Annotated in this window: 22 protein-coding genes; 20 read left to right on the top strand and 2 right to left on the bottom strand. The window is 46.9% G+C overall.

The window, feature by feature from the left end; translation table 11 throughout:
- Positions 1-15: 15 nt before the first annotated feature.
- The 19 genes from QN379_RS07380 (at position 16) to QN379_RS07290 (ending at position 23,330) form a co-directional block, all read left to right on the top strand.
- Positions 16-1,719, top strand: a complete 1,704-nt coding sequence (locus QN379_RS07380; protein WP_323506377.1) for a ShlB/FhaC/HecB family hemolysin secretion/activation protein — start codon at positions 16-18, stop codon at positions 1,717-1,719.
- A gap of 271 nt (positions 1,720-1,990) precedes the next feature.
- Complete coding sequence (locus tag QN379_RS07375; RefSeq protein ID WP_323506376.1) at positions 1,991-2,815, top strand: PEP-CTERM sorting domain-containing protein; 825 nt, start codon at positions 1,991-1,993, stop codon at positions 2,813-2,815.
- Positions 2,816-3,196: 381 nt separating this feature from the next.
- Positions 3,197-4,462, top strand: a complete 1,266-nt coding sequence (epsL, locus tag QN379_RS07370; RefSeq protein ID WP_322237890.1) for an XrtB/PEP-CTERM-associated polysaccharide biosynthesis outer membrane protein EpsL — start codon at positions 3,197-3,199, stop codon at positions 4,460-4,462.
- 140 nt (positions 4,463-4,602) lie between these two features.
- A complete protein-coding gene (locus QN379_RS07365; RefSeq protein WP_323506375.1) occupies positions 4,603-5,556 on the top strand; it encodes an EpsD family peptidyl-prolyl cis-trans isomerase in 954 nt (317 codons plus the stop codon).
- Positions 5,557-5,658: 102 nt separating this feature from the next.
- Positions 5,659-6,471: a polysaccharide export protein EpsE gene (epsE, locus tag QN379_RS07360; protein WP_323506374.1), complete on the top strand. Its 813-nt coding sequence runs from the start codon at positions 5,659-5,661 to the stop codon at positions 6,469-6,471.
- Positions 6,472-6,873: 402 nt separating this feature from the next.
- On the top strand, positions 6,874-8,280 hold the full coding sequence (gene epsF, locus QN379_RS07355; RefSeq protein WP_323506373.1) for a chain length determinant protein EpsF: 1,407 nt from the start codon (positions 6,874-6,876) through the stop codon (positions 8,278-8,280).
- Positions 8,281-8,295: 15 nt separating this feature from the next.
- Entirely contained in the window at positions 8,296-9,171 is an 876-nt protein-coding gene (gene epsG / locus QN379_RS07350; RefSeq protein ID WP_323506372.1) for a chain length determinant protein tyrosine kinase EpsG, read from the top strand.
- Positions 9,171-10,085 carry an exosortase B gene (xrtB, locus tag QN379_RS07345; RefSeq protein WP_323506371.1) on the top strand — a complete coding sequence of 305 codons (915 nt, stop codon included), beginning with the start codon at positions 9,171-9,173 and terminating at the stop codon, positions 10,083-10,085. The genes epsG and xrtB overlap by 1 nt, the downstream gene beginning before the upstream one ends.
- On the top strand, positions 10,082-10,768 hold the full coding sequence (gene epsI, locus QN379_RS07340; RefSeq protein ID WP_323506370.1) for an exosortase-associated protein EpsI, B-type: 687 nt from the start codon (positions 10,082-10,084) through the stop codon (positions 10,766-10,768). The genes xrtB and epsI overlap by 4 nt, the downstream gene beginning before the upstream one ends.
- 58 nt (positions 10,769-10,826) lie before the next feature.
- Positions 10,827-12,284 (top strand): oligosaccharide flippase family protein, encoded by a 1,458-nt coding sequence (locus QN379_RS07335; protein WP_323506369.1) that lies wholly within the window; start codon positions 10,827-10,829, stop codon positions 12,282-12,284.
- A 62-nt stretch (positions 12,285-12,346) separates the two neighbouring features.
- Positions 12,347-13,591, top strand: a complete 1,245-nt coding sequence (locus QN379_RS07330) for a lipopolysaccharide biosynthesis protein (RefSeq protein WP_323506368.1) — start codon at positions 12,347-12,349, stop codon at positions 13,589-13,591.
- A gap of 23 nt (positions 13,592-13,614) precedes the next feature.
- Positions 13,615-14,919 carry a polysaccharide pyruvyl transferase family protein gene (locus QN379_RS07325; RefSeq protein WP_323506367.1) on the top strand — a complete coding sequence of 435 codons (1,305 nt, stop codon included), beginning with the start codon at positions 13,615-13,617 and terminating at the stop codon, positions 14,917-14,919.
- Positions 14,916-15,971 carry a glycosyltransferase family 4 protein gene (locus tag QN379_RS07320; RefSeq protein ID WP_323506366.1) on the top strand — a complete coding sequence of 352 codons (1,056 nt, stop codon included), beginning with the start codon at positions 14,916-14,918 and terminating at the stop codon, positions 15,969-15,971. The genes QN379_RS07325 and QN379_RS07320 overlap by 4 nt, the downstream gene beginning before the upstream one ends.
- Positions 15,972-15,973: 2 nt before the next feature.
- A complete protein-coding gene (locus QN379_RS07315; protein WP_323506365.1) occupies positions 15,974-17,350 on the top strand; it encodes a hypothetical protein in 1,377 nt (458 codons plus the stop codon).
- 137 nt (positions 17,351-17,487) lie between these two features.
- Positions 17,488-18,360, top strand: a complete 873-nt coding sequence (locus tag QN379_RS07310) for a glycosyltransferase family 2 protein (protein WP_323506364.1) — start codon at positions 17,488-17,490, stop codon at positions 18,358-18,360.
- Positions 18,361-18,448: 88 nt separating this feature from the next.
- Positions 18,449-19,681, top strand: a complete 1,233-nt coding sequence (locus QN379_RS07305) for a glycosyltransferase (RefSeq protein ID WP_323506363.1) — start codon at positions 18,449-18,451, stop codon at positions 19,679-19,681.
- The gene (locus tag QN379_RS07300; protein ID WP_323506362.1) at positions 19,678-20,820 is read left to right on the top strand and encodes a glycosyltransferase family 1 protein; all 1,143 of its coding nucleotides are present in this window, start codon (positions 19,678-19,680) and stop codon (positions 20,818-20,820) included. The genes QN379_RS07305 and QN379_RS07300 overlap by 4 nt, the downstream gene beginning before the upstream one ends.
- On the top strand, positions 20,808-21,893 hold the full coding sequence (locus QN379_RS07295) for a glycoside hydrolase family 99-like domain-containing protein (protein WP_323506361.1): 1,086 nt from the start codon (positions 20,808-20,810) through the stop codon (positions 21,891-21,893). Before QN379_RS07300 ends, QN379_RS07295 begins: the two co-directional genes overlap by 13 nt.
- Positions 21,894-22,145: 252 nt before the next feature.
- Positions 22,146-23,330: a DUF1972 domain-containing protein gene (locus QN379_RS07290; RefSeq protein WP_323506360.1), complete on the top strand. Its 1,185-nt coding sequence runs from the start codon at positions 22,146-22,148 to the stop codon at positions 23,328-23,330.
- Positions 23,331-23,505: 175 nt separating this feature from the next.
- Here QN379_RS07290 and QN379_RS07285 read toward each other — a convergent pair whose 3' ends face one another.
- The gene (locus tag QN379_RS07285; protein ID WP_323506359.1) at positions 23,506-24,129 is read right to left on the bottom strand and encodes a phosphatase PAP2 family protein; all 624 of its coding nucleotides are present in this window, start codon (positions 24,127-24,129) and stop codon (positions 23,506-23,508) included.
- 531 nt (positions 24,130-24,660) lie between these two features.
- Here QN379_RS07285 and QN379_RS07280 point away from each other — a divergent pair.
- A complete protein-coding gene (locus QN379_RS07280; RefSeq protein ID WP_323506358.1) occupies positions 24,661-25,002 on the top strand; it encodes a hypothetical protein in 342 nt (113 codons plus the stop codon).
- 128 nt (positions 25,003-25,130) lie between these two features.
- On the opposite strand, the gene QN379_RS07275 is transcribed toward QN379_RS07280, so the two are convergent.
- Complete coding sequence (locus tag QN379_RS07275; protein ID WP_322237924.1) at positions 25,131-26,534, bottom strand: phosphomannomutase/phosphoglucomutase; 1,404 nt, start codon at positions 26,532-26,534, stop codon at positions 25,131-25,133.
- Between the last annotated feature and the right edge of the window lie 31 nt (positions 26,535-26,565).

Below are 26,565 nucleotides of genomic sequence, written 5' to 3'. Positions count from 1 at the left end.
AATGCTATCGATCACATGACCTTGCCACATCGCTCACGCTCGCGCTCAGACCGCGTTCACATTCCTCATGCACTTAGTTTGGCGCTGTTCCTGGCGCTGGTTTATCCATTTGGTGTCGCACTCGCGGCGGCGCCGTTTGGGGGAGGACAGATCCTGCAAGAGGTTCAACCACCTTCAGCACCGCTACCAACCTTACGTCCAGAATTGACTATTGAACAGCCCGCAATTAGTCAGGTTCCGCCATCTGCGGCATTTCTGGTTAGTCGTATCGACATCATCGGCAATACTTTGCTACCAACGGCAGACTTACATGTTCTGGTCGTGTCGGGTGAAGGTAAGTCGCTCACTCTAGGGGATCTGAACGCGTTAGCGGCCCGTATTACCCAGTACTACCACGCACACGGTTACCTGTTGGCACAAGCCTATATTCCGGCTCAGACACTTAACAGCGGAACTGTACAGATTGCCGTGCTTGAAGCCAGATATGGCGCTATCAATCTTCAAAATACCAGTGGCGTTTCAGACAGTCCACTGAAGGCCACGCTTAGCCCGCTGAAAAGTGGCGCGCCGGTTGCCCAGGATTCTCTGGATCGTAGTCTGTTATTGCTTGCCGATATTCCTGGGGTAATTGTTAACTCTACCTTGCGTCCAGGAGCAGTATTGGGAACCTCAGATTTCCTGGTAGACATTACGCCCGGAGCGCCTTATAGCAGCAGCTTAGGCCTTGATAATACTGGTAGCCGCTACACCGGTCGCACTCGATTAAGCGCTGGTCTCAACGTAAATAGTCCATTTCACCAGGGCGATTCGCTGACCCTGAACGGTCTTACCTCTGGCAAGGGATTGAACTATGGGCGTCTGGGATACCAATTTTTGCTGGATGGACAGGGCACGCGATTAGGCGCGGCAGTCTCGGCTTTAAATTACCGTCTTTCAAATGGACTCTCTAATCTGGGTGCGCACGGTACTGCAGAGGTTCAAACGTTACAGCTTTCTCATCCTTTTATTCGAAGCGTAAACGGCAACCTATACGGCCAGTTAGAGTTCGACCACAAGCAGTTGCGCGATCACGTCGATATAAATAACACGCAGACCGATCGGCACACCAATGCGTTGATGGCAATCCTTGCCGGGGATCACAGAGACAGCAGTGGGATAACCAACTTCAACCTGAGCACCGCGTTTGGCAACCTCACCTTTGACAACGCCGCAGCACAGGTTGGCGATGTCGCTGGAGCGCGTACCCAGGGCGGCTATCTAAAAGTCAATTTTTCTATTGCGCGATTGCAACAGTTATCCTCATCCAATGCCTTATACGTCGCTGTTACGGGCCAGATGGCTAACAATAATCTGGATTCATCCGAGCAATTTATTCTTGGCGGACCAAATAGCGTAAGGGCTTATGACGTCAGCGCAATGGCAGGCGCACAAGGGGTTCTAGTGACGCTTGAGTTACGTCATAACCTGGCTTTGCCGACTCAGGGATTATGGCAAGCAGTTGCCTTTGTCGATAGCGGTCGGGTACAAGTGGAGAAGACAGTGTTTGTCAGTGGCCCCAATGCCGCAACCATCTCCGGCGCTGGTGTTGGTTTAAGTTGGTTTGGTTTGCAAGGATGGAGTGTTACCACCGGACTAGCAGCGCCGATTGGCGCGACGCCAAAGTTGGTAGGCACCACGGCCTCGGCCAGATTATGGGTTCAGGTACAAAAGGGATTCTGATTGCAAGGGTTAAAAGAGGCGAGAGTTAGTAATCCAAGAGTTATTTGGATTGAATGTCAGTAATTGTCGAATTTGGTAAGAATACTTGTATGTAGGTTCAATATAATATTTGAATGGCGACACGAGTTTTATAGTTTAGTAATTTGAGATAAATTTTATGAAGTCATAAAAATTTCTTGAATGAATCGACGATGACGGGATTAGTGTCTTGGCGCAGATGGGGAAAACCAGCAATCCTGGTAAAAATTCTTAACAAAAAAAGAGATTAATTATGAAACCGATGCTGAAAAAAATCTTACTCTTGACAGCAACTGCGCCGTTGATGCTGACTGCATTCATGGCTTTCGCTAGTCCAATGCCTGCAACCGCCGCAAATGTTACTGCTCCTAACAATGGTTTAACGTTCGCTACCTTTGCTGACTCAACGAATAACGATTATTTTACGTTCAAGAATATCATCTCTAACAATACGGCTACGTTCGGTGCAGTCAACGATCCTGTAAACTTCTTTTTTAGTAACGCTGGCCTTGGCGGACTTAATGCGAGTTTGACAGGCAATCAAGCTGCTCATCTTACGATGACATCATCGACTTCGACTGCAGAGCAAAATATAGTAGCGATAGGTTACGATGCACAACCGCTAGATAGTACGATGACGATTAAGATCACGCGCGATGTTCCTATTATCGGGCTAAGTAATTTGTTAACCGCGGTCATCACTACAAAAACGCTTCCTACGACGCTTTTGGGTATTAACAATGGCTTTAGCGCGTCGATCAACGCCTCCGGTAATACTCAAAATATTACATACACATCTGACTTCTTAAATTTTGCAAGCATCAATCCAGCTTACTCAAGTATGAGCCTGTCGTTTAGTGCATTGAGCACCGCATTGACTTCACCGTCAGACTATTTGGCAGACTTTGGCGCAAATGGTGTGGGCACTTTTAGTACTACTCCAGCACCGCTCGTCACCTCTCACGTTTTTCCTGTATCGGCAGTTCCAGAACCATCAAGCTACGCAATGATGTTTTTAGGCCTTGGTTTCATCACTTTTAAAGCACGCCGTAAATCATCTAAAAAAACAGATGTATAAGTGATGCGTTTAATTTCAATTTTTTGAAATATTGGCTTAAAAAATACGTTTATTTTGGCCAAAACAGAAATTTAAAGAGAGCCACCAATACGAGGTGTCGCTATATTTTTTTGGGAAACCTCTGTTGGCTGCTACATAAGGGAACAAATAATTGACTATCGTGTGACGATTCGCCATTGCTCTTATCGGTTAGAAAAAGTAACTGCCTTACCGGTTCTCGGGAGGCTAAAAAATGGTCCATGGTTAAACAGTTGATAAAATTTGCCGGCAGCACTAAAACGCCTCATTGAGGTAAATCGCAGAATTAAGTTACAGAAAATTAATAGCCAATCTAAAAGCCGAGTAGCGATATTTTCAGTTTGACTGAAACACACATTTCATATGCATCCGCTTCAAAATAACCGCAGCTACACCGCGCGCTCCCTGTGCGCGTTATCAATCATTTCAAGTGCACTCTTCTCCGTGTCAGCATTTGCTGCTATGGGCGATGGTAGTATTCCCAATATTGTGACTCCTTATGCAAATTACACTTTGTTTTATGAGGATAATCTGTTGCGTTTCTACGATAGCGCGGCTGCTAAGGCCACGCAAGGCTCTAATCAAATGTCGGATACAGTGAGACGTGCCGCCGGTGGATTTCGGTTTGACAAGCAAATAAGTCTGCAACACTTTACCGCCGACATTAGCCTTAATCGTTCCAGCTTTGACCATTTCAGACAGTTTGATAACACTGGCGAGGATTTGCTCGCCAACTGGAACTGGCATTTGGGCAACAACCTTGAGGGAAATGCCTCCACAAACTATTCAGCGTCGCTGACCCCGTTTGACAGTTTCCGTACTAGTCAAAACAACGTACAGCTTCAGGGAAACGTGCGGCGGCAGTGGACTAATTCTCTGGATGCCGCATGGCGGCTCGGTGCAGACTGGCGAGTGCGCGGGGCGGTTAGTCGTTACCAGTTATCGTACGATCTTACTGCATTGCGCGGTAGCGATCAAACGCAGAATACCACCGAACTTGGCCTTGATTATCTGGCTCCTAGCAGCAGCACCATCGGCGTTCAATTACGCCATCTTCGTGGCGGTTGCCCCGATAGCGATTGCCATGGGTCGGTTCTGGGTGCCAACTATATTCAAAATGAATTTAAAGGCAAAGTAGATTGGCAGGTGACCGGAAAATCACGGATACAGTTTCTCGGTGGTTGGGTGCAGCGAACCTACGATACTTTCTCAACAGAAAACTTTAATGGTGCGAACGCCCGGTTTGTCGGAAATCTGGCAGCAACTGGCAAGATCGGCCTTACCTTAAATGTCTGGCGCGAGATTAGTGCAGTGGCCGATCTCACTGCCAATTACGCTTTGGTCCGTGGTGTAAATCTAACTGCTGGTTGGGACGTTGCATCCAAAGTTCGTATTGATAGCTCTTACAACCTGGAGCAGCGCGATTATAACGGCGTGGCTGTTATACGCGGAGTCACGCCGTCCACGCGTAGCGATAGCGATCGCAGAGCATCGGTAGCGGTAACTTACCTTCCCTATTCACACCTGCAAGTAAGTGCAGCAATATTTCATGAAACCTTGAGTTCTACGATCACGCAATTAGGATTTAAGGCCAATGGCGCGCATGTGAGTGCGCACTATGAGTTTTAAATTTGCACGATGATCAGACAAAAATTTTTGGTTTTAACATGTACTAAGAAATTTATCTTTGCTCTCTACGTGACCCATAAAGTGGTCGATATATTTGTAAGTCCCCCATTTAAGCAGATCGCTGAAGGAGTGAAGTTTCCATGAATGCCACCATTTCATTACGCCACGTAATCATGACGATGACGCCAACCAGACGTATCGCCGGTGCTGCATTACTTTTGTTTTTGGCTGCAACGTTGTCAGCATGCGGTGACAAAGAAAAGGCGCCCGGTCAATCCCTGGCGCGCGTCAATGGACAAGATATTACGGTGCTTCAATTGAACGATGAATTGCAGCGGACCGGCGATCAGCAGAAGTTCACCAACAAGCAAATATTAGATGGACTGATTGATCGACAACTACTTGTTAAAGCAGCGCAGGATGACAAGCTTGATCGCGATCCTTTGATAATGCAGGCAATTGAGCGCTCTAAAGTACAGATTTTAGCCCAGGCATATTTGCAGAAAAAAATTATAAATATCAGTAAACCCTCTACATCGGATATAGATAATTTTTATCAAAAAAATCCAGATTTATTTTTACAACGCAAACAATTTGAGTTGAAGGAATTGGTCGTTGATACCAGAAACCTTAGTCCGGAACTGGTTGCGGTGATGAACTCCGCAAAATCGCTAGATGAGGTGGCAACCTGGTTGGATGGTAAAAAGATTGAATTCCTCCCAACACATGTCACACGTACTAGTGTGGATCTATCGCCCGATATTTTAAAGGCCATGAAAACCATGTCCAAGGGACAGCTCTTTACCATTAAAGAGGGCCCTCGCACTCTTTTGATTGCCATGCAGGATATGAAGGAAGCTTCGATCAATGCGCAGGCCGCATCACCGCAAATTGAGCGATTCCTGATAATCCAAAAAAATAAAGAAGCAGAAGCCACAGAAGTTGCACGCTTACACACAACAGCCAAGATCGAATACCTCAATGATGGGTTGGTCAATAAGGAAGCTGCAGCGTCAGATCCCGTCGCCAAGCCGGTAGAAGACAAAACAGAGGCCGCAAATCATATTGATCGCGGTGTCGCCGGACTAAAGTAAAACTCTCTACGTGGTAATGCGCGGTACCGATAGTAAATTTTTGCTCGATTCAGAACAAAATTTGCCATTAACGTATTTAAAGTAAAAATAGAATTGGTCAAAATGAAAAAATATTGGTTGGTAATATTAGCGCTAGTAATTGGTGCATTAAGCGGCACCTTCAGTAACCCATTAATGAGTGCCGCCTTTGCCGCAGACGTGCAACTCGGCGCTGGTGATGTGATCAGAATATCTGTCTACGATCATCCAGATCTGTTGCTTGAAACCCGCGTCAGCGAAGCAGGCAGCATCTCCTTTCCATTGATTGGTGAGGTCCAGGTCGGTGGCGTCTCGTCATCGGTCGTTGAGAAGAAAATTGCCAGCTTGTTAGAGGCTGGCAGCTTCATTCACAACGCGCAGGTAAATGTGATCGTCACGCTGATGCAAAGCCAGCAGGTATCCGTGCTAGGGCAGGTCAATCGTCCAGGGCGCTATCCGATTGACGGTCAACGCAGCTTGACCGATATCCTCGCGCTGGCGGGCGGTGGCAATGCGGATGCGGGTGACACCGTTACGTTGATCCGTACCCGTAATGGCAAGACCGAAAAAGAGGTCATCGACCTGATTGAAATGGTCCGTACCGGCGATATGAAACAGAATCAGGGGTTGATAGGTGGAGACGTTATTTATGTAGAGCGTGCACCGCGCTTTTATATTTATGGCGAAGTTCAGCGCCCGGGGACCTATCGCCTCGAACGTAATATGACCGTGTTACAGGCTTTGTCAGTCGGCGGTGGTTTGAGCCAAAGAGGAACAGCGCGCAACGTACGTTTAAAGCGTCGCGACGAAAAAGGTGTCCTGCAAGAAATTGTTGCCAAGCATGATGACCTGGTTGGCTCGGATGATGTGTTGTACGTGCGGGAAAGTCTGTTTTGATTTTTTTTCTGCAACATCTAAGCAGAGCCACAAAACCGATCCTCATTCAAACGGACCTCAATGTGAGGAGCGTCCACGACTGAGTGCCAACAATCACAGCGTGTAAAAATTTATCGACGCTGTCGATCATAAATATCAGGAAATGTAGGATTTGGTAGAGTTCCTGATATTTTTATTTCCTATAATTAAGTTGTTCCGAGAAGTAGTCATAGCGAAACCGTCTCCAGGAAGGTTTTGAGGTGGCTTTTCGCTCAACGACACAATATCTAATTAAATCCACCATCGTTTTTAACTGCAAGTCTTATTGGCGGTGATCAGAAGTCACGCATTTTTCAAACATTTCGATGTTGCTGTAAGTCTTATATCCGCCTGAGCGCACTAGTCATGTTTCGAGAGTAAAAAATGAATTTCACCCAGTTTCTGCTTATCCTGCGCGCCCGTTACAAAATCATTTTAATCACGCTTCTTGCCACTGTTGTCACTACGCTGGTAGTGAGTTTAATATTGCCAAAAAGTTACAAGGCGACAACTTCTTTAGTCGTTAATTACAAGGGTATTGATCCGGTCACTGGGATTGTATTGCCAGCAGTGCTCATGCCGGGATATATGGCTACCCAGGTGGATATTATTAGTAGCCGCAGTGTCGCGTTAAGAGTAGTCGATGATCTTAAATTGGCTGAAGGTCCTGTTGTCAAGGCACAATTCATCACCGCCACCGAAGGTGACGGCACAATTCGAGACTGGCTGGCTGATCTTTTACTCAAAAAAATGGACGTAGTACCTTCCCGCGAAAGCAGTGTCATTGACATTAGTTTTAAGGGGGCGGATCCACAATTTACCGCGGTTGTAGCAAACGCTTTCGCTTCGGCTTATTTGCAAGTTAGTACTCAGCTTAAAATTGAACCATCGCAAAAAGCCTCTGGATACTTCAATAATCAACTTAAACAGTTACGGGAAAAACTTGAACAGACCCAGAATAAATTGTCTGTGTACCAGCAAGCGCACGGTATCGTAAACGCCGATAACCGCCTAGACGTCGAGTCAGCAAGACTCAATGATTTGTCGACTCAATTAGTGCAGGCACAAGGTCTGTCTATGGAAGCTAATTCTCGTCAGCGTCAGGCACAAGGTAGTGCAGGTGCTTCACCGGACGTCCTGGCCAACTCTCTGATCCAAAATCTGAAAGCTAGTCTATCAATTGCAGAAGCAAAGTTTGCTGATACGTCACAGCACGTTGCAAAAAACCATCCACAATATTTGTCAGCCAAGTCTGAACTTGACAAGCTGCGCTCAAATCTGGATGAACAAATTAAATTAGCTACCAGTGGCGTCGCTGGAAACGCGCATATTTTCCAGCAGCGCGAAGCCGAAATCCGTTCTGCTTTGGCAGTTCAAACAAATAAAGTAATGGTACTTAATAGCGCGCGCGACGAGCTGAAGGTCTTAACTACTGAGATGGAGAATGCACAGCGGGCGTACGAAGGCGCCGCGCTTCGTTATAGCCAGACTAATATCGAAGGACAGTCGAATCAAACCGACATCGCCATCTTGAATCCGGCGATCGCCCCGATTTTGCCCTCTAATCCACGAGTCATTCTCAATACGCTCGTAGCTATCTTTTTAGGCACTATGCTAGGCCTCGGTTTTGGCTTAATGGCAGAGTTGATGGATCGGCGCGTCAGATCCACTGAAGATATGCTCGAAGTGCTTCAAGCACCTGTTCTTGGTGTGTTGCAGTGGAAACCACCTACACGTGAGCGTGTCAGATTTTTTAACCGATTTTTGCGACTCAATACGAAGGCGAATTGAGCCATGGAACGTCAGATGAACCAACTTAACCCTACTACTTCCGTGCTGCCCCTCAATCCAGTGCGTGAATCCAGTATAGGACGCCTGCTGGTTGACATGGGCAAGATTACTCTCGAAGATGCTGAGGAGATCCTGCGCCAGCAAAAAGCAAAAGATATGCGGTTTGGTGAAGCCGCACAAAGTCTGGGATTGATTACCGAGGCTGATATTCAACAGGTCCTCGCTCGTCAGTTTGACTATTCTTACTTAGAGCCAGGTCTAGGCAACTTCGCACAGGAACTGGTTACCGTCTATGAACCTTTCGGTGAACAGGCAGAAGTATTACGGACAATTCGCAGTCAGCTAATGTTGCGTTGGTTCGCCAATGGTCATAAGACACTGGCCATCGTCAGTGTCAATCCAGGCGAGGGAGCCAGTTTGTTTGCCGCTAATCTGGCTGTCGTATTTTCGCAGCTTGGTGAGCAAACATTGCTAGTCGATGCCAATCTCCGTAATCCACGGCAACATGAGATATTTAATTTGTCTGGTAAGCAAGGGCTATCAGACATTCTTGGCGGACGCGCAGATTTAGATGTGATCGCAGAAGTAGAGTACTTCGATAACCTGTCTGTTTTGCAAGCAGGGACATTGCCACCTAATCCACAAGAACTAATTAGCCGCAGATCCTTTAGCGCGTTGACGCTCAATATATCTAAGTTATTTGAGATTGTCATTTATGACGTATCGGCTTTTTCCGCTGGTGCGGATGCACTGGCAATTGCTGCGCGCGCGACGGGTGTGCTTTTAATCGCACGTAAGAATACGACGCGTCTTGCTGATATTAACGCGATGGCCCAACAACTAACACGAGTTGGGGCAGAAATAGTTGGCTCTGTATTGGTCGATTATTAATGTCAACGAACCTGGCTGATCACTTCGCCATCCAGCCAGCAGAATGGCGAGGCCTACTCGCCAACTGGTGGCCTGTTTTGGTTGGGTTATCGGTCTTGTTTGTTCCGACTTTCTACGGTCTCGCAACAGGACTGTGGAGTAGTGAAGAACAGGCGCACGGTCCACTTATCCTTGCTCTCTCTATTTGGTTGATATATCGGCAGTGGCCGAAAATGTTAAAGGCCAGTGGAAAAAAACCGACTTCGAAAGCAGGATGGCCGATTTTATTATTTGGTTTGCTGATTTACATCATAGGGCGTTCGCAAGAAATTGCGATCCTTGAAACCGGTTCATTTATTTGTATTTTATTAGCCAGTGTCCTCCTTTTACGCGGTTATTCAGCGCTGAAAGTCCAATGGTTTCCATTTTTTTTCATGCTCTTTATGATGCCATTGCCAGGCACTGTGGTCGATGTGATGACCATGCCGATGAAAATGGCTGTTTCCTACGTCGTTGAGCATGTTTTGTATTGGATGAATTATCCAATCGCCCGCAGTGGAGTGATCCTGCAGATTGGTCAATATCAACTGTTGGTGGCAGATGCTTGTGCTGGTTTGCACACACTCTTTGCGCTTGAATCGTTGGGTTTGCTCTATCTCAATTTAGTACGGAATGAGTCTCTATTCCGGAATATTTCGCTCGCCGCCTTAATTATACCGATTTCGTTTATTTCCAACGTGATCAGAGTGATGGTGTTGACACTCATTACCTTCTACTTTGGAGACGGTGCGGGACAAGGATTTTTGCATGGTTTTGCAGGAATGGTGTTGTTTACCAGTGCACTTCTATTGATAATGGGTATTGACTCCGCCCTTCAAGCTGTCGACAAAGTCCGTCGTAGAAGAAGTATTCATATTGCGGAGCGTGCGACGTGATAAAGCCCTCATTCAGATCCTGGGTTCTTCTTGTACTAATGCTGACTGCTTTTGGGCTTTCAATTTTTTTACGTCCGACGCATAAGTTAGCTGCCTTGGCCCCGACTTTCGATCTGCAGACCATGATTCCTAAGGCATTCGGTGACTGGCGAGAAGAGTCACAACCAACTGTTTTGGTGGTTGATGCCGTTCAGAAAGAAATAATCGATAAAATTTATAACCAAACATTCTTGCGCACTTACATCAATAGCGATGGGTATCGCATCATGCTTGCCATCGCTTATGGTGGTGATCAAAAACGTGATCTCCAAATACACCGCCCTGAAGTCTGTTATTCATCGCAGGGCTTTAGTATCAGTGGTGTAGAAAAAGTTGGTTTGCTAGTTGACGGCCATGAAGTGCCTGCGATGCGATTGGAGACCCGTCTAGGAACGCGGGTTGAGCCGGTGACCTATTGGGTGCGGATAGGCGACAAGATCGTACGTGGCAATATTGAACAGGGCTTGGCCCGTGCAGCGTATGGTCTCAGCGGACGTATAGCGGACGGCCTGCTATTTCGCGTGTCTAGTATTGATGATAATGCGGTAACGGCCTTCGAATACCAGGAAAAATTCGTGAATGCTGTAATGGCGGCGGTCTCCACCTCTCGTAGACGCATTCTTATCGGAGGACCGCAAGTATGATTTTGCGTAATCGACATGACCATATCGTATCTTCATTGGCAGGTGAAGGAGTAACGCGATGGATAACTCTATAAAGTCAGCATCTTTTTGGTCTTTCATTAACTCCTTCGCTACTAGAGGTCTTTCGTTCGCATTTTTTATACCTCTTACGCGCAAGCTTGGTCCTGGTCCACTGGGCGTGATGGCACTGGCTTTAGCGGTCGGGGTATTTCTTGATGCAGTGATTGATTTGGGACTGAGTGATCAATTCGTCCGTCATCAGGATGCAAAAGACCAACGTTTCTTTAGCACCGTGTTCTGGGCGCAAGTCAGTGTGGCAGGGATCGTCGGGATCATTGTCGCAATGTTTGCGCCGCTGTTGGCGCGGGTACTTCACGAACCGGGACTCATTTTTGCGTTGCGCGCTGTCGCAATCGCCAGTTTTGCAACAGCTGTTGGTTTGTCGTCTATTTCCTGGTTGCGTCGGGGACTTGAATACCGAGCTATAGCCATACGTAATGTGTCGGCCACATTTGTAGGTGGTGTGGTTGGCATATATATGGCATGGAATGGATATGCTTTATTAGCTGTGCTTGCGCTTCACGTTATTAACGCCGTTACCGGAACATTGGTGGCAATCTACAGCGCTGCATGGAGACCCTCTTTGGTCTTTTCACAATCCAGTTTGAAGTCAGTCAGCCGCATCGCTGCAAATACTTTTTTAACCAGAGTACTTGAAGCGGGAATGAGCCGGCTGGACCAAATCGCCGTCGGTGCTTTCTTTGGCGCATCTGCGCTAGGAATGTACTCTCTAGCGGTAAGACTCTATGATATTTTATTTCAACTCGTATGCATGCCTGTTGCTTCGGTCATGTTGCCATACCTTGCACGTTATCAGGCAGTAACTGTTGAATTTCGGCGGCACTTTCTTGATCTGCTGCATATCGTCTCCCTGACGGCCCCCCCTATTTTTATGCTTGCTGCACTTAATACCTCCTCTCTGCTGGGATTAGTGTTTGGCCCGCAATGGGTGGGTGCTGGTCCATACGTGCATATCATTTTTGGTATGGGGGTCGTCCAGGCATTCACTTTTATCCATACAGTCGCGTTCGCTGCGTCCGGGAGAACATCGGTCAATTTAGGGGTCGCACTATTTAGCGCATTGTTGTGGTCGGGGTCGCTACTTTTATTGCCTGCATACGGAGTCATTTTTGCGGCAATTCTTTGGGCTATGCGGTCTGCGATAGGCATACCAATCCAGATGTATTTTTTGAAAAATATGCTTGATATGCGATTGCGGGATTATCTACTTAGTCTCGCACCAATGTTCCTTGCATTAGCTGGAATGGTAGGAGTTAGCTTTCTCATCCTCGCTATTGGAGAGAGAGCCGATGTTAATCCATTGATCCTGCACTTTTCGTCGATCCTCGCTGGAGGCGGTGTATTTGTCGTTATGGCAATCCTTCTTTCTTCCAGAGTCAAAAATATTGGAATCGGCATTTTGCAGAATATAGTTCGTAGAGGTTCACAAGCGTGAGTTCACATTCATTTTTCTCATTATTTATACGCACCATTGGCTCAAGCATTGCGGCGTTATTGATGACGATAGTCTATTCTGTGCTATCGGCAAGATTGTTAGGTGCCGATGGTCGGGGAATACTTGCTGCAATTCAGCTTTGGCCGACAGTCTTGGCAGGATCAATGACCGTTGGATTACAGACCGCGTTCGTTTACTATGCGCGCCAAGATCGTTCGCGCTGCGCACAATTTTTTGCGGCCGGTTTATGGGCAACATTTCTAGTATCGATCGTTTCCGCCGTTGTTGGTTGGCGTCTTTTATCACATGCACTTCCATTTCTATCAGCACCACAACTTCACTTCGCAAAAATTTATCTAGCCTTCATGCTGCCAGTTATATCGGCCTCAATTTATATCGGAGGTTGTGCGCAATTAATAGAGAATTTGCGGCTTTTCAATGCGCTAAAAATAGTGCCAATAGCGTTTCAGGTGATCGCCATCATTTCGTTATATCTCTCGATTGGGATTACTCCGGAGCGTCTGGCTATCGGCACTGCTGTGACGCAGTTGCTTGCTTTGAGTTGGTCTACTCGTGAAGCGACCAAAATTTTGGGCTTTTCTTTGAAACAAACACGTATACATATATTAATGCTCTGTGGATATGGAGCAAGCGTATGGGCGGTCGAAGTATTGGGTGTCGCCACCCAACAGATAGACAAAATATGGATTAGCGGGGCGCTTTCTTTACGTGAGCTTGGCGTGTACAGCTTAGCATTTGGCATGTCCAGAGTTGTTGCAAATATCCAGAATTCAGCAGCGACCATTTTATTTCCGCGCAATATAGGAAAACCTAAAGAAGAGGTCGTCTCCAGTACCGCGAAAGTTTTTCGTCTTACATTCTGGGCGACATTGGTGGTTGCGATCCCTGCCTCATTATTGGCTATCCCACTGTTCCCACTAATATTTGGTCCAGACTTTGGAGCTAGCGGATGGATGTTTCCGGTACTGGTATTGGAATGCATTTTAGGAACATCGTCCTGGGTATTGGCACAAGCATTTAATTCATTGGGTAAACCTCACTTGATCGTGACTCGGCAAATTTCTGGACTGCTTTGCATGGTGATGGTTGCATATTTTCTTGTTCCCCGTATTGGTGTGTGGGGTGTGGTATTGGCGATGCTCACTGGTGCGCTCGTCAGATTGGTGGTAACGCTTTTGGCGTTTCCCAAAGGGTTACAAGTACCGATGCCACAGATATTTCCCGATAAAAAAGATGTTCAGGGTGTCTTCATCGTCCTAAAGAAGAAATTTGTTTCCGTCTCATAATTTTTCAACATTACAGAGTAAAAATGAAACGAATTTTTGTAGCTGGTAGCTTCACATGGAATAACAAAGGCGATGCAGCATTATTAATTGCGACGGCACAGGCGCTGCGTCAGTTTGTTCCTGATGTTGAACTTTCGTTCACATCGTTCACTCACGTTCTGGATGCACAGCGCTACAAAGAGCGCGTCGTTGCCATGCCATTAGACCCTTCAGGGCGGGTGTCAAAATGTATTCATAAGTCGGGAACCTGGTCGCCAACGTTATTGCGATTGGTGCTGGGAATGGTAGTTTTGGTATTTCGGGCATGGCTCCTGATTCGTATTTGCCTACCGAAGCAATTTGGATATCGTCTTCTTGGTTGCATTGCGCCCACAGCGCGTGAAATTTTGGAATGTGATTTGGTTGTTTCCCTTCCAGGGGGATATTTGCAAGCGACGACCTTGGGTGAGGATTACTGGTTATTTCATTGGTTAACGCTCAGCATGGCAAAAGCTGCGGGTAAGCCAGTTGTAATTTATGCACAATCACTTGGGCCATTTGAGGGAGTGCATAGGAAGTGGGCTGAAGAAATACTAAAAAAAATGGATGTTATTTCTGTGCGCGAGGAATTTTCGTTGAAGCGACTGAAAGAATATGGTGTCGCAATGGACCGAGTCGTATTGGTGCCAGATGCAGCATTTGGATTAGCAGATGATGGGCGCGGTACCAGCGAATTTGCATCAGTTGCGGAGTCGTTAAATCAGTACCCACAACCATGGGTAGGCGTATCGGTGCGCGAACATAACTTTCCAAGCAAGGCCCATCCCGAAGTTTGGATGGAAAAATATTTAGTTGAGGTCGCACAAGCGACAGACCGAATGATAGAGCTTACCAACGGTACCGCTTTTTTTGTCCCGCAATGCATTCTTTCTGGTGGCAGGGACGTTGAAGTGTCGCGTGAGGTAGTAAAAAGAATGCGGAATATAAATCGCGTACGCGTTCTTGATGAAGATCTTTCTCCGCTTGCTTTGCAAGTACTCTACAGTCGATTTGAAATGCTTATTGGAACTCGGATGCACGCCAATATTTTGACCATGTGCACTGGGACGCCTATTGTTGCGATTGCCTATGAACGTAAGACCAATGGCATCATGAGTATGTTGGGTCAAGATGAAAACGTCGTAAATATTGAGGATATTGAAGGTAATTTGATACCCATGGTCGAGCGCGTCTTTGCATCGCGTAAAGAAATTAAAGCCCATTTGGAAAAGGCAGTACCACCTATCCGCGATCGGGCGCTGTTGACTCCAAGAGTCTTGATCGAAAAACTGAAGGGGCTCACTTCGTGAAAATAAATTTTCTTCTTCCTACACCGGGACACCATCCTGTTGGTGGGTATAAGGTTGTCTATGAGTATGCGAACGGCTTGGTCGCGCGGGGTCATGATGTCACGGTGACCCACCAGATGATCATGGTGCCTGATGCAACAGCACTTAGACAATGGGCGCGTTATGCCAAGTCGCGCTTAAAAGGCGACTGGCTTCCCACTGATTGGTTTAAGGTTGACCCTCGTGTGAAGATGCGCATGGTCCTGAGTATGACTCCGTCCTCACTCGGCAAGGCTGATGCACTCATCGCAACAGCGTGGGAAACAGCCGAAATCGCCGTAAAGCTGCCAGTCAGTTGTGGAAAAAAATTCTACTTCATTCAGCACTTTGAGGAGTGGAGCGGTGACCGTGATCGCGTTCTTGCCACTTGGCGGTTACCGTTACAAAAGATAGTGATAGCAGATTGGTTGCGACAAATAGCCATCGGTGAGGGGCATACCGCGCATTACATTCCTAATGGCGTTGACTTTGTTGCCTTCGGTACAGATATTCCGGCAGCATCCCGAGATCCCCATACCGTCATCATGCTTTATCACAACTTTGATTGGAAAGGATCTGTCGATGGTCTGACCGCTTTGCGTACCGCCAAGGTCAGCGTACCTGATCTGAAGGTTATTCTTTTTGGCGTCCCTCAGGAGCCAGCAGGTCTGGAGCCATGGTTTGAGTATCACCAGTTGCCATCGCAGGACTTACTGCGCAGCCTATATAACCGCGCCGCGATATTTCTCTCGCCATCCTGGGCAGAAGGGTGGCCTTTACCGCCCGCTGAAGCAATGCTTTGTAGTGCCGCCACCGTGTTAACCGATATTGGCGGACATCGAGAATATGGCGTTAACGGGGAGACGACACGGTTTGGTCGGGCACGTACCCCTGACTCACTGGTTCCACCACTTTTGCATTTGCTCAACGATAGCAATGCTCGCATTGAGCAGAGCAAGAAGGCGCAGCGCTATATCGCCGAATTTACTTGGGATGTTGCGGTTTCACGTTTTGATGCAGCTTTGCATAACTGATTATGTATTTAAATACGACATTTAAAGTATCAAACACGTCGGTTCGGCGTATTGAGAGCGCAACTGTTCTGCGTTGGATATTACTGGTTTTGATTTTCACTATTTTTTTATGGCCTGGATACGGTGAATTAAAGGTTGGTGGATTGCCCAATTTGGCACCACCACGTCTTATAAAAATGATGTTGTTTGGATTGATGATCTATCAGTTTTTATTTTCTAAATTTGAATTCAATCGTATTGGAAAATGTATCTCCCAATATTGGATTCTGTTTAGTTTACTAGCCCTTTATCATTTCTTCAGGGTATTGTCATTCGGCTTAGATCCTTATCCGATAATTTATATTTATGGCTATATTAAGGAAGAGATTTTTACAAATATCGTTTTAATGTTATCTGTAATTTGCATAGTTCGCGATAACGAAGATATAAAGTCGATTGTGAAAGCTTTGGTTCTTGCCAGTATTTTTGTGGCAATAATAACGACTGTAGAGTTCATAGTAAAAGTGAATTTATTAAAATCCATTGTTTCATATGCTAATACTACGACTGCTTTAGCATTCGCAGATAAAACACGGGATTTACGTTACAGGGCAAACGGAACCTTCGCACATCCTTTAGTTTTAGCCCAATACGCTGCCGCAATGCTTCCGCTTGCTTGGTGGGTCTTTCGTTATTCCTCTGGTTGGAAAAAAATAATTTGGTTCATTTCTTTGATTGGGCTTGTAACTTGCTCATTCCTTTCAGGTACACGCTCAGGCTTGGCTTTGCTCTTGATGACAGCGTTGGCAATCATTCTGATAAATAGTGCCGGATGGTGGCTTCGATGTAAAAATGGTGTGTTAAAAATTTTTCTTTTCACGCAAGCTACTGGGTGGAGCTTCGTCATTGTTTTCGGCATCGGCACCTGGATAATGCAGTTGCTAAAAGGAACTACCCGTGAAGAGAGCAACAGCTCTTTCTATCGTTTCAAAGTATTGCAAACGGCTATACCTAAAATATTCTCCTCACCTTTGACTGGTTTTGGCCCAACACATGCTGTTGAGGGTGTCGGCATCGGTCGACTGGGTAATATTGTCGATAATTATTTTTTATTAGTAGGACTAGAGAGTGGAATAATTTCTATGTTATTGCTAATGGCTATTTTCATTATGGCATTTAAAATTTCGTGGCATAAAGTTTCCATTAAAAACGGGATAAAACTTCAACACATGTTGGCAATTTCTATTGCGACTTTTTCTCTATTTTTATTATTTGTTCATGCGCTGTCGGAATTGTTTCCATTATTTTACATATTTCTTGGATTGTTACTTTCGGCTCGAACAGAAAATAACTCGTTAAATGTGTCGGGTAATCCTATTCACCTTGAACGGAAAAGTTGATGTCGCCACCAATAGCTGTCGTTCTCCTAAATTGGAATGGCTGGCGCGACACCATCGCATGTCTTGACAGTCTCTTTCCGACGTTGCCAAATGGGTCGCGTGTCATAGTGTGCGACAACGGGTCGCAAGATGATTCTATGGCCCATATTCGTGATTGGGCCAATGGTGCGGATAAGAATCTGACGCAGCCCGCTTTTGTTACCACGCATGCTGTGCGCCCGCTACGTTGGGCTGAGTACGACAGAGATCGGGCGGAAGAGGGTGGTAACACAGATGATCCTTCATTGGTGTTGATCAATACGGGGGGGAATTTAGGTTTTGCCGGAGGTAATAACGTCGGTATTCGATACGCTTTGGCTCACGATTACGACTTCATCTGGCTATTGAATAATGATACGGTCGTCAATGCATCATCGCTCGTCGCATTATTGTCACGCATGCTGGCTGATTCAAAAATTGGCATATGTGGGTCTACTCTGGCGTATTTCGATGCGCCAGATACGGTGCAGGCGTTGGGCGGTTCACGTTTTGATTTCAAGCGTGGTATAGGCGCTCATCTCGGCTTAGGTGAAGAACTCTCGGTGCCTCGTAATCAGAAGTTGATCGAACAATCGCTGGACTATGTGGTTGGTGCTTCGATGATGGTTTCGCGCGCGTTTCTCAAAGACGTAGGATTGATGTGCGAAGATTATTTTCTCTATTTCGAGGAGATAGATTGGGCTATGCGGGCAAAGGGGAAATTTATTCTGGCGTGGGAACCAGGTAGCGTTGTATTACATAAAGAAGGGGCTTCGATTGGTTCTAGCCACCGGTCGCTCCCCTCAGCCAAGTCTCTGCATTATCTATACCGTAATCGCCTGCTTTTTGCACGTCGCCATACCCCTCAGCACTATTGGAGTGTATTCCGGTCAATCTGCTTTGAGGCTTTAGTGTATTTGAAACGCCGTGAGTTTGAAGCCGCTTTTATCATCTTTTGTACTTTTTACAATGATATTGAATTAAATAAATAACTAAATTATTTACATAATTTATGTAAAAACAATATACAACAATTTTGACTCAATATTTATCTTATAAAAATTAAAAAGAGGGTATCACGTGCGTTTGATTTTTATCTGTAACGAAGCCCCGTATCCTGCCAACCATGGTGGACGTGTTGATGTATGGCGTCGCCTTTGCGCGTTAAAGGCTGCAGGTGTCGAAATTTTTCTCGTTTTCTGGAGCGGCGATAGACGAGACGAGATGCCTACGGAATGGGCTTTGGGAGCTATGCGTGAGCAGGTTTCCGGTCTTAATTTTTACGTGATCGAACGGTCCATCTTTCAGCGAATTATTAGATTACTTCGATTATTTCGCTGGCCCTCTCACGTCGCGTCACGCGTACTCGCAGCGAAAGATCGTGCAGAATTATTGACACTTATACAGGCATTTAAGCCAGATGCTGTTTGGCTTGAAAGTATTTATGGTGGCATTTTAGCGAGTGAGGTTGCGGATGCAGAGGACATTCCTATGGTCTGTCGATCACACAATATCGAGCATTTGTATATGCGTCGACAAGTTGCTAAAGCAACGAGTCTGCGTGACCGGTTGGTTTGGGGATTAAATCTTTTACATCTGCATAATTTTGAGTTGGCAACTTTACGGCATGCCACAAGATTTTTCGATATTTCGATAGATGATTTACGTTTTTGGAAAGATGCCGGTATGAATAATGGCGAGTGGCTACCGCCGATGGTAGATCCGATATTTGCAGCGCGTTTGAGCAGCCCCAGAGAAGAGGAGCCTAATTTTGATGTTGGTTATTTGGGTAATCTTTTCGCCCCGAATAATGTAGATGGCGTCATGTGGCTGTTGGAAGAGGTGATTGGGCGATTACGAGCCGTGCGTCCAACGCTGCGAATATTCATTGCTGGCTCACGCCCAGTTGAGAAAATTATCGCTGCCGCACACAAGCATGGTGTCTGTTTGATTATGGATCCGGACGACGTGGTGCCGATACTCAGGGATGCGCGTGTACTGGTGAATCCAGTATTTTCCGGCAGTGGCGTTAATGTGAAGTCGGTTGAAATGCTATTCAGCCCGTCACAATTAGTATCTACAACGCAGGGATTGACGGGACTTCCTGCGGAGGTTACGCGCCATTTTCGTTGTGCCGATACACCTGAGGATTTTTCTACTCAAGTGCTTGAGGCACTTGATGCGCCGGACAATGATTTCACGGCAGACCGTGATGCTGCGCGGGAAAAATTTTCATCTTCGCGCGCGGAGCAGTTGGTTCGCAGTATGCGTGAGTATATTAAACAACATGAAAAATCAGGTGCTTGTGCATGAGACCCCGAATTGGCATTGATTTTCATGTCCTTGATGGTAAATTTCAAGGCTCACGTACGCACGTATTGGAATTATTTTCCAGGGTAATCGCACAATCTCCTGATATCGATTTTTTTCTATTTTTGGATAAGCCAGAAATACTGCCTACCTTGTCGTCCATCTTTTCCTCATCTAATGTTCACAGCATAAAGATGCCGCACGCCAATCCGTTAAAGCGGCTTTACTGGCAGCTTCCACGGCTTTCTCGTAAGTACAAACTTGACATTGTTCACACCCAATATATTCTGCCGTGGCCATTGCCCTGCAAGGGAATGGTGACGATTCATGACGTATTGTTTGAGACGCATCCTGAGTATTTTGAGCCGATATTCGTGCTGCGCTCTCGGGTGCTTATGCGCTTGGCAGCTAAGAATGCGGCGCACGTATTTGCGGTAAGTGAATTTTCCCGATCTGAGATTACAAGGCTTTACGGCGTTCCTGAAAGTCGTATTTCGGTGGCGCTGAATGGTGCTGATCTCACGCGGTTTACACCGGGCAAAGAGGGTGGGCACTTGCTGGAGCAGTGGAAACTAGTTTCAAGAGGCTATATTCTTTCTGTTGGCCGTCTGGAGCCGCGCAAAAACCACCGTAGTTTGATTGAAGCTTACGCGTTGTTAAAGGGAGAGGTCCCCGACCTGGTACTAATCGGACAACGAGATTTTCGATTCGATGACGTTTTTACGACGATTACGCGATTAGACCTTTGTGAACGCGTACACGTTCTTGAAAATGTGTCCGATGTTGAACTCCCGGTCCTATATCGACACGCCTGTTTGTTTGTATATCCTGCCTTTGCAGAAGGATTCGGCATGCCTCCGCTGGAGGCAATGGCCGCTGGAGTGCCAGTCATCGCGAGTAATACAACGGCAATTCCTGAGGTTGTCGGAGATGCAGGACTGCTAGTAGCACCGGATGACGTCGATGCATTGGCGGCGGCGATACAGCGGCTTCTCGATAATCCTCTAGAGCGTGGTCGACTTTCTGCTGTTGGTCGTGAACGTGCGTTGTCGTTCACGTGGGATGGGCCAGCATGTCAAGTACGCGCTTGTTACTTAGCAACCATTAGAGATTTCAAAGGTTTTGACATATGCGAATGTTAGTAATGATTACAAGGCTGGTTCTGAGTATTTGTATACTGGGACTGAGCACGACCGCGACGCCTGCAACAAGGCAGGACTATCAAGTCGGCGTGTTCTATTTTCCTGGTTGGAAAAATCATCAGCCTCATGCCCCTGCAGATAATCCATGGGACCGTTTGAAGGCTTTTCCCGATAAAGAGCCAGCACTGGGTTGGTATGATGAAGGTGCTGACAATGTCATGCACCAGCAAATCGACTGGATGAATAAATATGGCATTAATTTTGTGGTTTTTGACTGGTATTTTGGTATTGGTCAACACGTCTATCTGGAGCATGCATTGGCTGCATTTATGCGTGCACCCAACCGCGACAAATTAAAATTTTCAATCCTTTGGGCAAACCACGACGGTATGCCGAAGAGTCATGACGATTGGCTAGTAATGGTCCGGTATTGGGTAAAGTATTATTTTCCCCGTCCAGAATTTATGCGAATTGATGGCAGACCGGTAGTCTATATATTTTCTGCTGATGAGCTAAAAAAGCAAGCTGAATCTTTTGGAAGTACTACGAAGGAGTTACTCGAAAGTGCGCAGACAATTGCTCGAGAAAATGGATGGCCTGGAATCGATTTTGTCGCTGGCTCAGGGGCAAATGTACCAATGATCAGTTCCTATGCAAAAACGTCGGGATATGCTGCTTTTTCAGCATACAACTACCACCAAGGTCCGGATACTCCTGCTCAGTCGCACAGTTATACCGAGCTTGATCGCGGATATAGGGAGCACTGGCAGCGCTTTTCTGAAAAAGGAAATCTTCCATTGATTGTGCCCATGACCTCGGGTTGGGATAAGCGGCCTTGGGGCGGTAGCAGCGATGCTGAGCATGATAAATCTATTTCAACACCGCAGGAGTTTAGGAAGCACTTAGAGGTCGCCAAAAGTTTCATGGACAGTCACGTCGCGCTCACACGTCGCATGGGTGTGATCTGTTGCTGGAATGAGTTTGGAGAGGGGTCTTATATTGAGCCAACAAAAAAAATGGGCTTTAGTTATCTTGAGCAAGTGCAGGATGTTTTTGGTCGAGCCAAGCCTTGAAAATAAATGTTTTTTATTCTTCCGAATTTATACGGCTCGCATAATTCGTAGATGGGTTGATAAAAAACTGCTCAACATCATAGGTATTGGATAAAAATAATTTTAAAAAAATATTAGGTACTTGCACATTCTCATAACCCTCTGCAGCACTGTTCTGTTTAACAGGCTATGCGACGCAATTGAATGAAGTGATGCGTAAAGCATCGAGCAAGCATATTTAAAGCAATAAAAAAACTTTGGGAGGAAACAATTGTGAGTAGTTTGGTTCGAACCTTACGTATCCTTGGCACGCGCGGGATACCTGCTGCGCACGGCGGCTTTGAAACATTTGCTGAACACTTGGCACTTTACTTGGTGGCGCGAGGTTGGCGGGTCATCGTGTATTGTCAAGAGGATGGTGCTGGCACACTATTCGAAGATACCTGGCGGGGTGTCGAGCGTGTTCGTATTCCTGTGTCACAAACCGGATCTAAGGGTACGATGCTTTTTGACTGGAAGGCCACGGTGCATGCAGCTAAGTTTGGCGATTTATGTCTGACGCTTGGCTATAACACGGCAATATTTTGTGCGCTGTTGCGGATCAAAGAAGTTCCGAACCTGATCAACATGGACGGTATCGAATGGTCGCGCGTTAAGTGGGGTAAGTGCGCCAAATTATGGTTTTGGCTAAATGACTGGGCTGGCTGCTGGCTAGGTAATCATCTGGTGGCAGATCACCCGCAAATCAAGGCGCATTTACAATCGCGCGTGTCAGCCAATAAGATCACCACCATACCTTACGGGGCGGATAGCGTGACCACCGCACCGCTTGAGCCGGTCCATGCATTGGGGTTGGAGGCAGGCCGATATTTGACCGTCATTGCGCGAGCCGAGCCTGAAAATTCTATTTTGGAAGTGGTGCAGGGTTTCTCTGCAAGACCACGCGGTTATCAATTGGTCGTGCTAGGTAATTACCAGCAAAATAATGCATATCATCGCTCTGTGCTGGAAGCCGCTAGCGACGAAGTGCGTTTTGTTGGTGCGATATACGATAAGGCGGTGGTTCAGGCTTTACGTTTGCATAGCGCCGCGTACGTGCACGGACATCAAGTAGGTGGAACTAACCCTTCATTGGTCGAGGCGATGGGTGCAGGCAATCCAGTGATTGCGCATGACAATCGTTTTAATCGTTGGGTGGCGGGCGAGGGCGCGGTATATTTTAATGGAGCAGCTGACTTTGCGCGTGCGATGGATGAGTTGCTTGTTAATCCAGCGAAGCTAGCAAAACTGCGACAACACGGTCAACGTCGTTTTCAAGAGGCATTTACCTGGCCGGACGTTTTGATGCAGTACGAGATATTACTTGAACGGTATTTGCCAGTGAGTGACACTGTGCCGAAGAGAGATTTTGAGAGCATAGCGTCTGGCATTCGATTGCCCAAAAGTAAGAGTCAATAATCTTGCTTTGGGATTGACCGGATTCTATTGCCTTGGAAGCATCGCTTGCCCGTGCTACATGAAGCTTTTATTTATGGTGTGGTCGGCAGGCTCCCGAACGTAGAGGTCATTAAGGCAGCGCGGCAACCTTGCGCGCTGCGGTTCTATATTTAAACTAATTGCTAGTGGAGAATCATTAATCCGGTTCTGACACGCAGCAGTGACTTTTCCCAGAGTATCCACGTTCGAACGGTTTTTCGTGTCCTGAGATGGATAGGGAAATGGCATTCAGCCATCGATCTGTCGGTGCTGGCTTTGCCATCGGCGCGGGAATCAAAACAATCAGACTCAGTGCAATTAACCAACGATGCAAGATTGGTTTAGGTAGAGTGCTTGAAATCCAAATAAAGCCGACACTGACGAATGCGCCCAGAATACAGCCGCTGACAACCTCTGAGACAGAATGCACCTGCACAGCCAGCCGTGATATGCCGATTAACACGCCTAAAGCGATTCCGAGCAGCACGCCAAGAGTTCGTACAGTGGGAGATGATTTTTGCAACAATAAATAAAACAGTACTGGCATGACCGCGGTAGTTCGCATGGCATGTCCACTGAATCCAGTGAAATCAAGTGCCTGAATGCCGATACCCCATCCGATAAAAGCGATTTTTGTTGCTGCAACGAGTGTCAAGCCCAGGGCGAATAGCAGGCACCACCAGAAAGCCATGCGCCAGGCGCGCCCGCACGCTAACCAAACTGTGCACGCCGCTGCAAGCGGAAGCATCACTGTGGTATCGGCAAGTCTGGTAATACTCATCCATGGAAACATAAATAGGCGCGGCGTTAGTCACCGCGATTTGGTCAGCTAAATTTTACGCGTTGATGAATCACTTGAACTGCCTCATCCGGTGCATAAGTATACCGTTTTAATTGATGTCGGCGAGCAAGAGGGTTAAATATTGCACGGCAATTGTTTACCGACTGAAAATCTACACTTCCCAGAAGTCGCGGTGATGCTTTATACTCTTTTCGTCCCTGAAAAAAAAGGGAACAGGCTTGATAACCTGAATGCAAAAAAGCGCACAAACGGCGCAATGCCGTTTTTTTACGTGTGTCTGTCTTCGTACGTCCTCAACGGGCGGCGGTGGCAGGGAAGCCTTAGGGCTTGCTGGTTTTCTTTTTTGCGCCAGTTTATCAACCCTGCCATTTGCCGCCCACCCCGCTTGATAACGGGGCGCGGTTTAACCGCAAAAGAGGACCAAACAATGCTGAATGCCGTCTCGCCTGACCTGAATCAATCTGCACGGTTTAATCACCTATCCCAACATGACAGTTCGGAAACGCAATCATGAGCAAACCGAACACGACACCGCCATCGTCCTCAACAGAGCCAGAGTCACTTCACCAGGCATTTTCATGGCTACCCATCCACCACAGAAATGAACCAACTGCGGAATTTTATGCGTTGGCTAAAGATGTTTGTCTGGGAATACAAACATGCATTGAGCTGGTCCATTTCAGCATGATGGATAGAGACAGCGGTGATGCGAGGCCGTTACTGAATATTAGAGATACCGAGCGTTTGCTGCGGCTGGCGGGAACGTCATCTCAGATGCTGGCGGAAGCTGCTGCGTTGCGAATTGATGGGCTTAATAGACTTAATAGTCGCGTTTTTCCAGAGGGTGAATAAAGGTAGTCCGGCATCATAGGGCTACGATTTGTACCCGATATGCTTAGGTGTCGCGCCTTTAGTTCTGCCACTTGCGTCGACCGGAGTGGCAGCTCACCCTCCTGCCTTATTAAGGCAATGTGATTGCATTAATAAGGCAAGACTGCATCCGGCCTGGCGTCCAAGATCACCCGTTTAAAGGCATTTTGTATACGGCCTAACGCTTCCACTGATTCAGCTTCAAAACGCATGACAATGACAGAGGTCGTGTTGGATGCGCGGGCTAGTCCAAAACCATCGGGGTATTCGACGCGCAAGCCGTCAATTTTTATCACTTCAACTGCGCCGGGGAATGTGGCGTGGCTCAGCAAGTGTGCGATCAGTGGAACACTTTCGCCCTCATTAAGTTTGATATGTAACTCTGGCGTGCTGATCGATTGTGGCAGTCCATTAAGGATCGCCGAAGGATCGGTTTCGTTGCTAAGCAGTTCCAGCAGACGCGCTCCCGCGTACATGCCGTCATCAAAGCCGTACCAGCGGTCTTTAAAGAATACATGTCCACTCATTTCCCCGCCGAGTGGCGCACGGGTTTCCCGCATTTTTGCCTTGACCAGTGAATGACCTGTCTTGCACATCAATGGCTTACCGCCATGTTCAATAATCCAGGGAGCGAGGTGTCTCGTACATTTGACGTCATATAAAATTTCAGTGCCAGGATGACGTGTCAGGACATCTTTGGCAAATAGCATTAACTGGCGATCTGGATAAATGATCTGACCATCTTTGGTCACCACGCCCAAACGGTCTCCGTCGCCATCGAAGGCCAATCCAATCTCAGCGTCAGTCTCACTTAGACAGCGAATTAAGTCCTGCAAATTTTTTGGATCGGCCGGATCGGGGTGATGGTTGGGGAATCTGCCGTCGACTTCGCAAAATAGTTCAATGACTTCACAGCCCATTGCACGATATAACTCGGCGGCAAATGCGCCCGCTACGCCGTTACCACAGTCAATGGCAATCTTCATTGGACGTTGCAGTTTTACGTTGCTGGTGATGCGTTTGAGGTAGTAATCTTTGATGTCGTGCGGACGATATTGGCCAGGTTCTTCCGGTTCTTTTGGTTGCGCTGTCGATTTGACGATTGCTTGATCGCATATCGCCTGGTATAGCAATTGAATAGTGTCGCCATATATCGCTTCGCCACCCAGTACCATTTTAAATCCGTTGTGATCCGCAGGATTGTGGCTGCCGGTGACCATAATGCCAGAAGTAGTGCTTAGTACGTTGGTGGCGTAATACACCATGGGCGTAGTGACAACGCCGAGATCGATTACGGTCACGCCGGTTGATTGCAAGCCATTTACCAGTGCGGTCGATAGCTCCGGCCCTGAGAGGCGGCCATCACGGCCGACGATTGCCGCATGTTCGCCCTGTGCCAGGACGGCTGCCCCAAATGCCCGACCAATATCGTAGGCGATCGATGCATCCAGTGTTTGACCGACGATGCCGCGGATGTCGTACGCTTTAAATAATGTAGGGGAGAGAGTAATCATGTTGTAAAGGATCAAAATTGAAAGGAAATCA

The organism is Glaciimonas sp. Gout2 (assembly GCF_035018905.1).
GTDB lineage: Bacteria > Pseudomonadota > Gammaproteobacteria > Burkholderiales > Burkholderiaceae_D > Glaciimonas.
This window is presented reverse-complemented; position numbering and strand designations above follow the sequence as displayed.